We start from the raw sequence: 13,832 nt of genomic DNA, 5'->3' as shown, positions 1-13,832 counted from the left end.
CCCCGCCGTTCTCGAGGCCGATGCGGGCCGCGTCCTCGGGGTGGACGTGCAGGGTGCAGCGGTTGGAGCCGCCGGTGAGGGTGCGCACGTTGTGCATCCAGCTGTTGTTGGAGCGCAGATGGCGGCGCCCTACGAGGACGAGCTCGTCCGGGGTGGCACGCAGCGCGTTCGTGAGGCGCGGCAGGTCGCCCGCGATCGGGCCCGGGAGGAGCTCCACGCGTCCGCTGCGCGTCTTGAGCACCTGCGGGAGGCGGGAGTCCAGCGGTCCGAGGTCGATGCCGTGGGGGTGGGCGAGGACCCGCTCCAGGGTCAGGCCGTCCTCGCGTACGCCGAATCCGTCGCCGTAGGGGCCGAGCCGCAGCATCAGGTCGAGCCGCCGCTCGGGACCGCTGTCGCCGGTGAGCAGGGCGGCGAGTTCCTTGGGGTCACGGCCGTACGCGGCCGAGTGCGGCTCGGTGACGGCCTTGCCCAGGGTCCTGTCGACGACCATCGCGTCGACGGCTGCCGGATCGGCGCCGTGCATGCCGCTCGCGGCGAGCACGAGCCGCGCCAGGATTTCGGTCTCCGCCATCCTGCCGTCCGCGAGGGGCAGCGCGGCGCGGGTGTAGCGGACCTGGTTGTGCACGGCGAATCCGTTGAAGGCGAAGTCGAAGTGCGCGCTCTGGGAGGGCGGGGGCGGCGGCAGGACCACGTGGGCGTGGCAGGAGGTCTCGTTCAGATACGGGTCGACGCTCACCATGAAGTCGAGTGAGGCCAGGGCCTTGTCGAGGCGGTCGCCGTCGGGCGCCGAGAGGACGGGATTGGCCGCGATGGCGACGACCGCGCGGATCGCGCCGTCGCCGGGGGTGTCGATCTCTTCGGCGAGCGCGGCGATCGGCAGTTCACCCTTGGCTTCCGGGTGCCTGCTCACGCGGCTGTGCCAGCGGCCGAGCGCGAATCCCTTGCCGGGTCCCGCCGGGCGGGGCGCGCGGTCGGTGGCCGAGAGCGGGAACAGGGCGCCACCGGGCCGGTCGAGGTTGCCGGTCAGGACGTTCAGGACGTCGACGAGCCAGTTGGTGAGCGTCCCGTACGCGACGGTGCTCGCGCCCACCCGGGCGTAGACGGCGGCGGTGGGCGCCGCCGCCAGCTCGCGGGCGAGGGCGCGGACGGTGTCGGCGGGCACGTCGCAGGCCGCGGAGACGGCGTCGGGGGTGAAGGGGCGTACGGCATCCCGTACGTCCTCGACGCCCTCCACCTGCTCTTCGAGCGCCCCGAGGGCGGTGAGCTTCTCCTCGAAGAGGACCTGGACCATGGCCGCGAGCAGCAGCGCGTCCGTGCCGGGCCGGATCGCGAGGTGCCGGTCGGCGAGCTTCGCGGTGCGGGTGCGGCGCGGGTCGACGACGGTGAGCGTGCCGCCCCGCGCGCGCAGCGCCTTCAGCTTGCCGGGGAAGTCGGGCGCGGTGCACAGGCTCCCGTTGGAGTCCAGGGGGTTGGCGCCGAGCAGGAGCAGATGGTCGGTGCGGTCCAGGTCGGGCACGGGGATGGCGAACGCGTCGCCGAAGAGGAGCCCGCTGGAGACGTGCTTGGGCATCTGGTCGACGGTGCTCGCGGTGAAGACGTTGCGGGTGCCGATGGAGCTCAGCAGGACGGGCGGATAGAGGCCGCCCGCCATGGTGTGCACGTTCGGGTTGCCGAGCACCACGCCGACCGCCTGCGGACCGTACTGCTCGATCAGGGGGCGCAGCCCTGCGGCGACGGCGTCGAACGCCTCGTCCCAGCTCGCCTCTCGGAGTACGCCGTCCTTGCGTACGAGGGGGCCCTTCAGGCGGTCGGGGTCGGAGTCGGCCTCTCCGAAGGAGGCGCCTTTGGGGCAGATGAAGCCGTGGCTGAACACATCGTCCCGGTCCCCGCGCGCACCGGTCACGCGCGCGCCGTCGGCGCCGTCAGGGGGCCCTTCGATGGTGAGCGTGAGCCCGCAGGTGGCTTCGCAGAGGGGGCAGATACGCAGGGCGGTGCTGGGCATGGAGGACCCTCCAGGGGCGGCGGCGACGGCGCACGTGCGCTCTCACCATACCGACCGGTATGCATGACGTCAGGCCCCGGCGGGGGTGAGGTCGCGAATCCGCGAACCCCGGTTCAGTCCAGCGAGCCCGCGAAGTAGGAGTGCAGCAGGGCCCGCGTCTCGTCGATCAGGTCCGGATCGCCCGACGGATGGGCGCGGAAGGCGAGTTGAAGTACGGCGTCGACCGCTTCGACGCCGACGAGCACCGTGCGGCGCAACTTCTTGTCCAGCGGCCGGTCGAGGTGGGCGGCGAGCAGCCCCGCCACCCGCTCGGCGACGTCCGAATTGGCGTCGGGCATCGCGTCGGGGGCCGAGGGGATGCCGAAGTCGACCAGGCCGAAGCCGGGGACCGTGCGCTTCATCGCGAGGTACTCGTCGAAGGCCGCGTCGACGGCGCCGCGCCAGTCTCCGCGCCGCACCCCGGCCATGCGCGCCGCCACGCACTCTCCGTACGCGTCGAGATTGCGGTGGGCCAGGGCGTCGGCCATGGCCCGCTTGTTGCCGAAGAAGCGGTAGACCGAGCCGATGGGAACACCCGCGCGGGTGGCGACGGCGCGGGTGCTCAGACCTTCGTAGCCGACCTCGTCAAGGACGTCGGCGCAGGCGTCGAGGATGCGGGTCAGACGCTCGGCGCTGCGCTCCTGCACGGGCACGCGGCGCAGGGTTTTCGGGGGGGGGCGGGGGCTTGTGCTGATCACGGCGGGGCATCCCCGGGAGAGTAGAGCATTGTTCACATCCATGGATCCCCCTTGCGGAAGGAAAATGTGAATCCTACGGTGTCCCATAGGAATCGTTGACGAGGGAGCGATGATGAGCCGGGAACACAACAGTGGCGCAAGGCGTGCGGACGCGAACGGCGCCCGCAAGACGGCGGAGGCACTGACGTACCTCTCCGGCTTCGGCAACGAACACAGCTCCGAAGCGGTGCCCGGCGCCCTGCCGCACGGCCGCAACTCGCCCCAGCGCGCACCCCTGGGGCTTTACGCGGAGCAGCTGAGCGGCACCGCCTTCACCGAGCCCCGCGCGCACAACCGCCGCTCGTGGCTCTACCGCATCCGTCCGTCGGCCGCGCACCCGGCGTTCACCCGCGTCGACAACGGCGCGCTCCGCACGGCGCCGTTCACGCAGGTCCCCGACCCCAACCGGCTGCGCTGGAACCCGCTCCCCGAGCCCGCCCCCGGCACGGACTTCCTCGCGGGCCTGTGGACCCTGGGCGGCAACGGAGACGCCACCCAGCGCACCGGCATGGCCGTGCACCTCTACCACGCCAACTCCTCCATGACGGACCGGGTGTTCAGCGACGCGGACGGCGAACTCCTCCTCGTACCCGAGCAGGGCGGCCTGCTGCTTCGCACCGAGTTCGGGCTGCTGCGCGCCGAGCCGGGCGAGGTGGCGCTGATCCCGCGCGGGGTGCGCTTTCGCGTGGAGCTGCTCGACGAGAGCGCCCGCGGGTATGTGTGCGAGAACTACGGGGCGGCCTTCCAGCTCCCCGACCTGGGTCCGATCGGCGCGAACGGCCTTGCCAACGCACGGGACTTCAGGGCTCCCGTCGCCGCGTACGAGGACGACGAGCGGCCGGTGGAGGTCGTGAACAAGTTCTGCGGCAACCTGTGGCAGGCCACCTACGACCACTCGCCGCTCGACGTCGTCGCCTGGCACGGCAACCACGTCCCGTACGTGTACGACCTGCGTACCTTCAATGTCCTCGGCACCATCAGCTACGACCACCCGGACCCGTCGATCTTCACGGTGCTCACCTCGCCGTCCGATACGCCGGGCCTGGCGGGCGTCGACTTCGTGGTCTTCGCGCCGCGCTGGCTGGTCGGCGAGGACACCTTCCGGCCGCCGTACTTCCACCGGAACGTGATGAGCGAGTACATGGGCCTGATCGAGGGCGCGTACGACGCGAAGGCGGAGGGCTTCGTGCCCGGCGGCGGCTCGCTGCACAACATGATGTCGGCGCACGGCCCCGACCGCGACACCTTCGAGAAGGCGTCGGCCGCCGAGCTGAAGCCGCAGAAGATCGACGACGGTCTTGCCTTCATGTTCGAGACACGCTGGCCGGTGACGGCCACCGAACAGGCAGCTCAGGCCTCCCATCTGCAGCGCGGATACGACGATGTGTGGGAGGGTCTGGAGCGCCATTTTCGAAACTGATCCCGTGACCGATCTGGTGACTGGCCCCGTTTCGAAGCCGATGCGGACTGATTCGGAGAGACCGTGACCGCTTTCGCCCCGGACTCGATCGTCCTGAATCGCAAACTGCCGCTCTGGTATCAGGTGTCGCAGTCCCTGCGCGCCTCGATACTCGGCCGCACGCCCGATGCCCCGCTCCGGCTGCCCACCGAGGAGCAGCTGGCGGGGCACTACGGCGTGAGCGTCCTGACCATGCGGCAGGCGCTCAAGGAGCTCGAGGACGAGGGCCTGATCACCCGGCACCGGCGGCGCGGCACCTTCATCGAGCCCAGCGCCCGGCGCGGCTCCCCGGTCCGGCTGCTCGGCTCGGTCGACGCGATCGTGGCCCAGCAGTCGGGCATGAGCACCCAGCTGCTCGCGCACGGCACGGCTCCGGTCTCCGGTGAACTCGCCGAGCACTTCCCGGATCTGACCGAGGTGGCGACCTACCACCGGCTTCGCAGCGACGAGAAGACGGGCGAACCGACCAATCACGCCCATAACTTCATCCGCCCCGAGCTCGCCGAGCGCGTCGACCTCGACGACCTGGCGCGCTGGCCCATGACGAAGGTCCTGCGCGATGTCGTGGGTGTCAGCATCAGCCGCATCACCGACACCGTCGAGGCCACGCTGGCCGACCCGGAGACGGCCCGCCTCCTCGAAGTGCCGCTGCTCAGCCCGATCCTGCACTACACCGGCATCACCTACGACAAGGACGGCCGCGCCCTGGACGTGGCCCGCATCCACTACCGCGGCGACCGCTTCTCGTTCACGGTCACCCTCGACGCGACGTAAGGGTCTCGACGTACGATGCCGGGCGTGACGCACGACGAAGCGGCGCTGCTCGCCGACCTGATGCCGTGGTCCGTCGCACCGCTCCGGCCGGGCCGTGGGTGGCCGATGGGACCGGACGCCGCATCCCTCAGAGCCCGTTGGGCCGCGTTCGTGCGGGCGGACACGGCGGAGCGCGAGGCGCTGCTCTCCCCTTCGCGCACACGCACCCTGCACACCGCGGTCGCCCAACTTCCGGGCCACCAGGGCTCGACGGTTCCGCTGGCCGCCGAGTCGGGCCCCTGCCCCGATCCGGTGCGCGTGCTGCACGGCCCCTTCGACGAGCAGTGGCTGATCCCGGACCACCGGCTCATCGACGCCGCGCGCCCGGAGCTGTGGCGGGTCGCGGGCGAGGGGCAGCTCTTCCTCGTCGAGCAGGGGTACGTCACCGGCTCATCGGGGCCCGCGGTCCTTGCCTCCGCCGTGCTGCCTGACGGCCGCTCCCCCGCCGGGCGGCCGGGGCGGATCCGTCCGCTGTTCCGCCGCCCCGGCGGACTCGAACCCAATGTGGCGCCGGGGCTGCTGGCCCATCTCTCCGCGGCGCTCGGCGAAGACATCGCCGCCGGGGACCTGCTGGCCTGGACGCTGGCCGTGGCCGAGGCTTCGCCGACGGGATGCCGGGTGCCGCTGACATCCGACGCGGGGGTCTGGGCGCGGGGCACGGAGCTGGGGCGCCGTCTGCTGGCGCTGGAGGCACGCGGTGACGGTGCGCGGCCGAAGCTTCCCGGCGGGCGGCGGCCTTACGTGCGGGCACCGCTCCCCGCCCGCCCCGCGGAGGTCTCGTACGACGCCGACGAGGAGGCCCTGTGCGTGGACGCGGGCCGCATCTCGCCCGTGCCGCGGGAGGCGTGGGACTTCGAGGTGAGCGGGGTGCGGGTCCTGGAGCTGTGGTTCGAGCGGCGCATGGCCGCCGGTGAGGCGGGCTCCCTGGAGGCGATCCGTCCCGTGGAGTGGCCGCAGGCGTGGACGTCCGAGTTGCTGGAGCTGATCACGGTGCTGGCGCTTCTCGCGGAACTCCGGCCGCTGCGGGTGGAGTTGACGGCGGGGATCGGCTCCCGCGTCACGGCGGCGGCGCTGCGTCGTGCGGGGGTGCTTCCCGTGCCGGATGCCGCGCGGCGCCCCGCATCGGTGCTCGATCACCACGAGGAGGGCCCCGGCGGCCAGTTCGCCCTCCTCTGAGCCGGGTGACCCCGTCCTCCGGTCCGGTGAGGTGGCGCTCCGCTGGGGTGGGCCGTCGCCATTCTGCGGCTCCGTCGTGGCCGAGCGCGCCGTTCCCCGCGCCCCTTCGGGGCGCTTCGCCCGGCCCGCGGCTCACCCGACCGCGCGCCCTAGCGCTCCGCTGGGGTGGGCCGTCGCCTTTCCGCGGCTCCGTCGTGGCTGAGCGCGCCGTTCCCCGCGCCCCTTTGGGGCACTTCGCCCGAACCGTGGCTCATGCGCCCTAGCGCCCCGCCGGAGTAGGCCGTCGCCATTCCGCGGCTCCGTCTCGGCTGAGCGCGCCGTTCCCCGCGCCCCTTTGGGGCGCTCCGCCTGAGCCGAGCAGTGCCACCAGGCCGGCGGCCTGTAGCAGGGCGAGTGTGGCGATTCCGGTTCGGAAGCCGGGGGCGCCCCCGCCGGCCAGGCCGTACGCGAGCGCCGCGATGGCGGGGCCGATGGTGAAGCCGAGGGTGCGGAAGGTGTTGCCGACGCCGCCGCTTGTGCCCACCAGGTCGGGCGGTGCGGCGGCCAGGATCGAGGCGTTCACCGGCGTGCCGAACAGTGCCTGCCCCACGCCGATCAGGGCGAGCCGCCAGCCGATGTCGAGCAGCCCGGCACCGGGACCGAGCGTCAGCATGCTCAACAGGCCGCCGATGACCAGGAGCAGCCCCGCCGCCCCCAGGAACCTGCCGGGCAACCGGTCGGCGAGCTGACCGCTGAGCGGCGAGCAGAGGGCCACGGCGCCGATGAAGAAGACCATCGCGAGGCCGGTCATGGCGGCGCTCCCGTGCAGGACGTCGGCTACGTAGAACGGCAGCAGGAAGTAGGAGAGCCCCACGAACGTGCCGGTCAGCAGGAGCGAGAGGACCGGAAGGCCGATGGCCCTGCGCCGCAGGAGCCCGATCACCGGGCGCGCCGAGCGCAGCCGCGTCCACCACAGCGCGAGCGCGGCAGCGGAGAACCCGAACAGCGCGGCCACGATCGGCTGTTGGGCCTCGATCCGGTCGAAGGCCACCAAGAGCGCGGTCACCGAGCCGCCCAGGACCAGGCCGTCGCCCACCAGGGACCGGTCGGGCCGGGTGAGCCCGCCGCCGGTGGAGGGGATGTAGCGCGCGCCCAGCCAGATCACCACGATCAGGACCGGGATCTTCATCAGCATCACCGGCCGCCAGCCGTACGCGTCCGCGACGAAGCCGCCGAGGGACGAGCCGCCCATCGAACCGATCGGCATGATCGTGGCGATGTAGCCCATCGCGCGGCCCCGCTGCTCGGGCCGTACGACCGCGGCGACCACCGGCAGGTAGACCGCCACGGCCAGGGCGCCCGCGACGCCCTGCAGGACACGGGCGGCGAGCAGCACGGGGAGGTTCGGCGCGGCGGCCGCGAGGATGCTGGTGAGCCCGATCGCGGGGACGGAGAAGAGGAACACGGCACGGAGGTCGACCCGGTCCGTCCACCGCCCGGCGGGGATCGCCAGGGCCGCCGTCGGCAGGGCGTAGGCGAGGAGGACCCACTGGGTCGCGGAGGTTCCGACGTCGAGGTCGGCGCCGATCGCGGGCAGCGTCACGGAGGAGAGGCTCAGCTCCAGGGTGACCATCAGCATGGCGAGGGCCATGACGGCGACCGGCGTCCAGCGGGTCTTCGTGAGGGCGGTCTCGGCGGGGGGCGTGGTGTCACAGGTCGCGTGCGTCATGGGGTCGACGCTAGGAACAGGGGCCTGTGCGCCGCCTCTGTCGTACGACTGGGAATGACCGGGAATGACCGGGTGCCCGCACCCCGGTCACCACCCCGGTCGGTACCCGGTCATCGCCCCGTCATGATCCCGGTCGCACGACAGAGGCCCCGAGCCTCGGTCGCTCCCTAGCTTTCTCGGTGTCGGCACGTCGTCGGCAGCACCCGCGAGGGCCGCTTCGCGCCGACCGTCCGCGACGGCAAGGCGGCCCGCGCCTACACGGCGTAGCCATGCGCGCCCCTCATCCTCGTGCGACGAAAGGGAGTTGACCATGCGAGCGATCCGACTGCACGCCTTCGGCGGGCCCGAGAACCTGCGGTACGAGGAGGTCTCGGACCCCGTGCCGGGCCCCGGCCAGGTCCGTGTCGCCGTCGAGGCCGCGGGCGTCCACCTCCTCGACACCGCGCTCCAGAAGGGAGCCGCGGACGAACTCCCCTTCCCGATCCCCGAGTTGCCGATGACGCCGGGCCGAGAGGTGGCAGGTGTCGTCGACGCGCTGGGCGAGGGAGTGGACAAGGAGTGGCTCGGCCGGCGGGTGGTGACGCATCTGGGCCTGGTCAACGCGGGCTACGCGGAGCTGGCCGTGCGCGAGACGGACGCCCTGTTCCCGCTGCCCGACACGCTCTCGTACGAGGCCGCTGTCGCCATGGTCGGCACCGGCCGGATGGCGTTGGGCATCCTGCATGTCGCCGCGCTCGAACCGGACGACGTGGCCCTGGTGACGGCCGCCGCGGGCGGTATCGGCACGCTCCTCGTGCAGGCCGCGCGGAACGCGGGCGTGACCGTGGTGGGCGCGGCGGGCGGCCCGGAGAAGACCGCGCGGGTGCGGGACATGGGCGCGGACGTGGCCGTCGACTACGACGAGCCCGACTGGGCGGAGCAGGTGCGCGCGGCGCTGGGGGGCCGCGAGGTGAGCGTCGCCTTCGACAGCGTGGGCGGCGACGCGGGGCGCGCCGCGCTCGAACTCCTGGGCTTCGGCGGCCGGTTCGTGATGTACGGCTGGTCGTCGGGCGCGCCCACGGAGCTGGGCACCAAGGACCTCCAGAGCAAGCTCCTGACGGCGACGTACGCCCTGGGTCCGCGGATCGCACGCGTTCCCGGGGGCCTGCGAGGCCTCCAGGAGCGGGCACTGGAGGAGGCGGCGCGCGGCACGCTCGTACCTGCGGTGACGACGTTCCCGCTGCGGGACGCGGGGGCGGCGCATGCGGCGCTGCTGGGGCGGGAGACGGTCGGCAAGGTGGTCCTGAAGCCATGACCACACGACCTGCTTCAACGACGATGCGCGCCGCCGCGTTCTCGGCCCACGGCCCTGCGGATGTGCTGCGCCCGGTGGATCTGCCGGTCCCCGAGCCCGGGCCCGGCGAGGTCCGTGTGCGGATACGGGCGGCCGGTGTGATGCCGTTCGACATCGGGCTGCGGGAAGGCGTGATCAGGCCGCCGGGGGCGGTGTTCCCCGTCGTGCCGGGCAATGAGTTCGCGGGGACGGTGGACGTGCTCGGCTCCGGGGTCACGGGCTTCGGCCCCGGCGACCCGGTGCTGGGGTTCTCCCTCCTCGGTTCGTACGCGCAGTACGTCGTGGTCCCGGAAGAGAATCTGGTCGCCAAGCCGGACGAGATGGAGTGGGCGGTGGCGGGCGGCTTCTCGGGGAACGCGCAAGGCGCCCACATGGCGCTGAGCGCGATGCGGGTGGGCCCCGGCGACACCGTCCTGATCAACGCGGCGGCGGGCGGACTCGGCACGCTGGCCGTGCAGTTGGCGAGGGCCTGGGGTGCGACGACGGTCATCGGCACGGCGAGCGAGCCCCATCACGGCCATCTGCGGTCACTGGGCGCGATCCCGGTGACGTACGGCGAAGGCCTGGAGGAGCGGGTGCGCGCGATCGCGCCGGAGGGCGTGGACGCGGCGCTCGACGGCGCGGGGGCACAAGCGCTGCGCACGTCGGCGGCGGTGGCCAAGCACCCCGACCGGGTCATCACGATGGTCGCCACGGAGGAGGCCCGCCGCCTGGGCCTGCCCGAACTCACCGGCACGAGAACGGCGTCCCGCCTCGCGGAGATGACCGGCCTGTACGCGAAGGGCACGCTGCGGGTGCACATCCGTGCCCGGTACGCGCTGGAGCGGGCGGCGGACGCGCAGCGGGAGGTGGAGCGGGGGCATGGGCGGGGCAAGGTGGTCCTGACGGGCCTCGCGGCCCCCTGACCGTGTCCCGCCGCGCTCGCGCCGCGGTCGCTTCGGTCGCTGTGCTCACTGCGGTCGCCGCGGTCAGCCGATCGGCGCGGTGCGGCGGGAACGGGTCAGGGCCCGGCCCCCGAGGGCCATGGCGATCAGCCCCAACGGGATGGCCGCGATGGCTCCGACGAGCCCGTTGCCGGTACCGGGACCACCACTGGAGGTGGCCAGGTGGAGCACCGCGAGGCCCGTGCCCGCCAGCCCCAGCGCCAAGGCCGACATGGCTCCGGTGCGTGCGTTGCCGATGCGGACGCGGCCGACGGCGCGGGGCAGGGCCAGCCAGCCGATGGCCAGGCCGACCAGCGCCACACCGAGGGCCAGATTGGCCCCGGTCCGGCCGTCGCCGATGATTCCGCCCTCGGCGGCCACCACCAAGGCTTCAGTTGTCGCCCTCATGCCACTCTCCATCTCTCGTGTCGCGTTTCAAGTCGCGAGGTTGCGAAGTTGCGAAGTTGCGATGCGACTTGAGCATGTCTGCCGACCGCACCGCCGGTCGTCCCCCGTGCGCAGACACTCTGTGCTGCCGCCGATGCCGCAGGGCGACTACTGCGACCGCGGCAGGCGCGGCGCGGATACCGCGGGCGTGGTAGGCGCCCGCTCGTCCACGAGCGGGACTCGTCCGCGGCGGGCATCCGGCTAGGGTGCGCGCATGGACAAAGGACGGTTTCGTGTCCCGGCCGGCGTCAGAGACTGGACGATCGCCCTCGGCGTCACAGCGCTGCTGCTGGGCAGCGGGGTGTCAGGGGAACACCCCGACACGGATCCCGACCTGCTCGGCCATGCGCTGCTGGCGGCCGGCGGCCTGGCGTTGGCCGCGCGCAGGCGGGCTCCGCTGGTCGTCCTTGCCGTCACCGCCCTGTGCGCGGTGGGTTACGAGGCGGCCGGTTTCGATGTGCTCGCCGTCTCGTACCTGGTCGCGGTGTACGGCGCGGTGCGGGCCGGGCACCGCGCCGTCACCGTGGCGGTGTCCGTGACCCTGCCGGCCGTTCTTCTCCTCACTGCCCTGATCTTCCACGAGGGGCCTGTGGGCGAGGCGTTGGCGCAGGCCCGGCACGTCCTCGAGATCGCCTGGTTGATCGCCGCGTTCGCCGCGGGGGAGGCGGTGCGGCAGGCCGAGCGGCGGGCGGACGAGGCCGAGCGCACCCGGGAGGAGACCGCGCGGCGGCGTGCGGACGAGGAACGGCTGCACATCGCGCGGGAGTTGCACGATTCGCTCACCCACCAGATCTCGATCATCAAGGTGCAGTCCGAGGTCGCCGTCCATGTGGCCCGCAGGCGGGGCGAATCGGTGCCGCAGGCCCTGCTGGCGATCCAGGAGGCCGGCCGTGAGGCCACCCGGGAACTGCGCGCCACCCTGGAAGCGCTGCGCGACGACGACACCGCCCCGCCCCGCGGGCTCGATCACATCCCGGAGCTGGTGGAGCGGGCGGGCCGGACCGGCCTTGAGACCACGCTGACGATAGAAGGACAGCGGTCCGACGTGCCGGCCGCGGTGGGCCGCACCGCCTACCGGATCGTCCAGGAGGCGCTGACCAACACCGCCCGGCACGCCTCCGCCACGACCGCGTCGGTCCGCATCGACTACCGGGCCGACTCGCTTGCCGTCCAAGTCGACGACGACGGCGAGGCCACCCCGCGGAAGGCGCCGACGCCCGGCCTGGGGCTGCTCGGCATGCGCGAACGCGTCACGGACCTCGGCGGCAGGCTGCGCGCCGAGGCGCGCGGCGAGCGCGGCTTCACCGTCCGGGCCGAGCTGCCCGTTGAGCGGGCGTCGTGATCCGCGTCCTGCTGGTCGACGACCAGCCGCTCATCCGCAGCGGGTTCCGCGCGCTCCTCGACCTCGAGGACGACATCGAGGTGGTGGCCGAGGCCGGTGACGGCGAGGAGGGGCTTGCGCTCGTCAGGCAGCACCTGCCCGACGTCGTTCTGATCGACATCCAGATGCCTGTCGTCGACGGCATCGAGGCCACCCGGCGGATCGCCGTGGACCCGGCCCTGGCCGGGGTGCGCGTGGTCATCCTGACCAACTACGGGATGGACGAGTACGTCCTGGACGGGCTGCGCGCCGGCGCCGCCGGATTCCTGGTGAAGGACATCGTGCCGGAAGACCTGCTGCACGCCGTACGTGTCGCCGCGCGCGGTGACGCCCTGCTCGCGCCGTCCATCACCCGCAAACTGATCGACCGGTACGTCTCCCAGCCGCTCCCCGCCGACGTCGGCGCCGGACTGGAGGAGCTGACGGGCCGCGAACGCGAGGCGGTCGCGCTGGTCGCCCAGGGCCTGTCCAACGACCAGATCGCCGACCGCATGGTGATCAGCCCGCTGACCGCGAAGACCCACGTGAACCGGGCCATGACCAAGCTGCACGCCCGCGACCGCGCCCAACTCGTGATCCTCGCCTACGAGTCCGGCCTGGTCGTCCCGCGCGATTCCTGACGTCCACCGGCCGGGTGACCCGCCCGTTAGGGTCAAGGCATGCTCTACGGACGCGGCAGCGAAACCGCTCGGCTTGACGGACTGCTGGCCCGGGCCCGGCAGGGCCACAGCGCCGCCCTCGTCGTACGGGGGGAGGCAGGCATCGGCAAGTCCGGGCTGCTCGACCACGCCGCCGTGCAGGCCACGAGCCACCGCATGCGCCTGCTCCGGGCAACCGGCGTCGAGGCCGAGGGCGAACTCCCCTTCGCCGGACTGCACTTGCTCCTGCACCGCGTGACCGACCGGATCGACGACCTGCCGGAACCGCAGGCCAAGGCGTTGCGCGCCGCGCTCGGTCTCGCGCCGAGCGCGCGGGCCGACCGCTTCCTCATCGGCCTCGCCGTGCTGACGCTCCTGGCGGACCTCGCCGAGGAGGGCTCCCTCCTCTGCCTCGTCGACGACGCCCAATGGCTCGACCCGGCCTCCGCGGACGCACTCCTCTTCGCCGCGCGGCGCCTCGCCGCCGAAGGCGTCGTCATGGTGTTCGCGGCCCGCGACACGCACGCACCGCCCTTCCCCGCCCAGGGCCTGCCCGAGCTGCGGCTCACCGGGATCGACGACGAGGCCGCGGGCGAGCTCCTCGCCGAACACGCGGGCGATCTGCCCCGCTACGTACGCGAGCAGATCCGCGGCGAGTCGGGCGGCAACCCGCTCGCCCTGCGGGAGCTGCCCGCGGCCCAGCGCGAGGGCCACATACCCGCCTACGGCTACCACTTGAGCTCGCTGCCCAGCCACTCCCGCCTCCTGCGGACCTTCGCGGACCGGATCTCCGCGCTGCCCCGGGCCACCCGGTCGCTGCTCGTGGTCGCGGCGGCGGAAGGCACCGGCGATCTGACCGTGACGGTGACCGCGGCGGGCAAGCTCGGCGCCACCGTCACCGACCTGGAGCCCGCCGAGCGCAAGGAGCTGCTCAGTCTGGACGGCGGGCGCCTCGCCTTCCGGCACCCCCTGATCCGCGCCGCCGCCTACCAGAGCGCCCCGGTCGGCGACCGCATCGCCGCCCACCGCGCACTGGCCGACGCCCTGCCCTGCGTGGGCAACATCGACCGCCGCGCCTGGCATCTGGCGGCCGCGACCACGGAGCCCGACGAGTACGTCGCGGGCATCCTGGAGCAGACCGCCGAGCACGCCAGGGCTCGCGGCGGCTACGCGGCC

At 73.0% G+C, this 13,832-nt stretch carries 12 protein-coding genes; 8 read left to right on the top strand and 4 right to left on the bottom strand.

Translation table 11 applies throughout. From position 1 onward, the window contains the following. Together ABD378_RS03725 and ABD378_RS03720 are read right to left on the bottom strand one after the other, a co-directional pair. A partial coding sequence (locus ABD378_RS03725; RefSeq protein WP_425583812.1) for a molybdopterin-dependent oxidoreductase occupies positions 1 to 2,002 on the bottom strand: 2,002 nt, incomplete at its 3' end. A 113-nt stretch (positions 2,003 to 2,115) separates the two neighbouring features. Beyond that, positions 2,116 to 2,694 (bottom strand): TetR/AcrR family transcriptional regulator, encoded by a 579-nt coding sequence (locus ABD378_RS03720; RefSeq protein ID WP_344518881.1) that lies wholly within the window; start codon positions 2,692 to 2,694, stop codon positions 2,116 to 2,118. A gap of 157 nt (positions 2,695 to 2,851) precedes the next feature. Here ABD378_RS03720 and hmgA point away from each other — a divergent pair, with 157 nt between their 5' ends. The 3 genes from hmgA to ABD378_RS03705 all read left to right on the top strand — a co-directional run bounded on the left by hmgA (position 2,852) and on the right by ABD378_RS03705 (position 6,226). After that, a complete protein-coding gene (gene hmgA, locus ABD378_RS03715; protein ID WP_344518953.1) occupies positions 2,852 to 4,198 on the top strand; it encodes a homogentisate 1,2-dioxygenase in 1,347 nt (448 codons plus the stop codon). 63 nt (positions 4,199 to 4,261) lie between these two features. Further along, entirely contained in the window at positions 4,262 to 5,011 is a 750-nt protein-coding gene (locus ABD378_RS03710) for a GntR family transcriptional regulator (protein WP_344518880.1), read from the top strand. Positions 5,012 to 5,026: 15 nt separating this feature from the next. Beyond that, on the top strand, positions 5,027 to 6,226 hold the full coding sequence (locus ABD378_RS03705) for a type ISP restriction/modification enzyme (RefSeq protein ID WP_344518879.1): 1,200 nt from the start codon (positions 5,027 to 5,029) through the stop codon (positions 6,224 to 6,226). Positions 6,227 to 6,485: 259 nt separating this feature from the next. Here ABD378_RS03705 and ABD378_RS03700 read toward each other — a convergent pair whose 3' ends face one another. Next, the gene (locus ABD378_RS03700) at positions 6,486 to 7,934 is read right to left on the bottom strand and encodes an MFS transporter (protein WP_344518878.1); all 1,449 of its coding nucleotides are present in this window, start codon (positions 7,932 to 7,934) and stop codon (positions 6,486 to 6,488) included. Between the two features lie 310 nt (positions 7,935 to 8,244). Between ABD378_RS03700 and ABD378_RS03695 the strand changes: the two genes are divergently transcribed. Together ABD378_RS03695 and ABD378_RS03690 are read left to right on the top strand one after the other, a co-directional pair. Continuing rightward, positions 8,245 to 9,228 carry a zinc-binding dehydrogenase gene (locus tag ABD378_RS03695; protein ID WP_344518876.1) on the top strand — a complete coding sequence of 328 codons (984 nt, stop codon included), beginning with the start codon at positions 8,245 to 8,247 and terminating at the stop codon, positions 9,226 to 9,228. After that, on the top strand, positions 9,225 to 10,172 hold the full coding sequence (locus ABD378_RS03690; protein WP_344518874.1) for an NADP-dependent oxidoreductase: 948 nt from the start codon (positions 9,225 to 9,227) through the stop codon (positions 10,170 to 10,172). Before ABD378_RS03695 ends, ABD378_RS03690 begins: the two co-directional genes overlap by 4 nt. Before the next feature lie 63 nt (positions 10,173 to 10,235). Here the strand turns inward: ABD378_RS03690 and ABD378_RS03685 are convergent, their stop codons facing one another. Continuing rightward, positions 10,236 to 10,598 carry a DUF6223 family protein gene (locus ABD378_RS03685; RefSeq protein WP_344518873.1) on the bottom strand — a complete coding sequence of 121 codons (363 nt, stop codon included), beginning with the start codon at positions 10,596 to 10,598 and terminating at the stop codon, positions 10,236 to 10,238. Positions 10,599 to 10,851: 253 nt separating this feature from the next. On the opposite strand from ABD378_RS03685, the gene ABD378_RS03680 reads away from it, so the two are divergent. The 3 genes from ABD378_RS03680 to ABD378_RS03670 form a co-directional block, all read left to right on the top strand. Then, positions 10,852 to 11,979, top strand: coding sequence for a sensor histidine kinase (locus ABD378_RS03680; RefSeq protein ID WP_344518872.1), 1,128 nt, complete (start codon positions 10,852 to 10,854; stop codon positions 11,977 to 11,979). Further along, entirely contained in the window at positions 11,976 to 12,638 is a 663-nt protein-coding gene (locus ABD378_RS03675) for a response regulator (RefSeq protein WP_344518871.1), read from the top strand. The genes ABD378_RS03680 and ABD378_RS03675 overlap by 4 nt, the downstream gene beginning before the upstream one ends. Positions 12,639 to 12,677: 39 nt before the next feature. Then, on the top strand, positions 12,678 to 13,832 hold a 1,155-nt coding region (locus tag ABD378_RS03670; protein WP_344518869.1), incomplete at its 3' end, for an ATP-binding protein.

Origin of the sequence: Streptomyces rectiviolaceus (assembly GCF_039533825.1) — a bacterium.
GTDB lineage: Bacteria > Actinomycetota > Actinomycetes > Streptomycetales > Streptomycetaceae > Streptomyces > Streptomyces rectiviolaceus.
This window is presented reverse-complemented; position numbering and strand designations above follow the sequence as displayed.

What these genes read in the sequence shown, in the direction of transcription:
- hmgA (WP_344518953.1), top strand. Translation starts at nt 2,852, where the DNA reads ATGAGCCGGGAACACAACAGTGGCGCAAGGCGTGCGGACGCGAACGGC.
- ABD378_RS03695 (WP_344518876.1), top strand. Translation starts at nt 8,245, where the DNA reads ATGCGAGCGATCCGACTGCACGCCTTCGGCGGGCCCGAGAACCTGCGG.
- ABD378_RS03685 (WP_344518873.1), bottom strand. Translation starts at nt 10,598, where the DNA reads ATGAGGGCGACAACTGAAGCCTTGGTGGTGGCCGCCGAGGGCGGAATC.
- ABD378_RS03680 (WP_344518872.1), top strand. Translation starts at nt 10,852, where the DNA reads ATGGACAAAGGACGGTTTCGTGTCCCGGCCGGCGTCAGAGACTGGACG.
- ABD378_RS03700 (WP_344518878.1), bottom strand. Translation starts at nt 7,934, where the DNA reads ATGACGCACGCGACCTGTGACACCACGCCCCCCGCCGAGACCGCCCTC.
- ABD378_RS03705 (WP_344518879.1), top strand. Translation starts at nt 5,027, where the DNA reads ATGCCGGGCGTGACGCACGACGAAGCGGCGCTGCTCGCCGACCTGATG.
- ABD378_RS03690 (WP_344518874.1), top strand. Translation starts at nt 9,225, where the DNA reads ATGACCACACGACCTGCTTCAACGACGATGCGCGCCGCCGCGTTCTCG.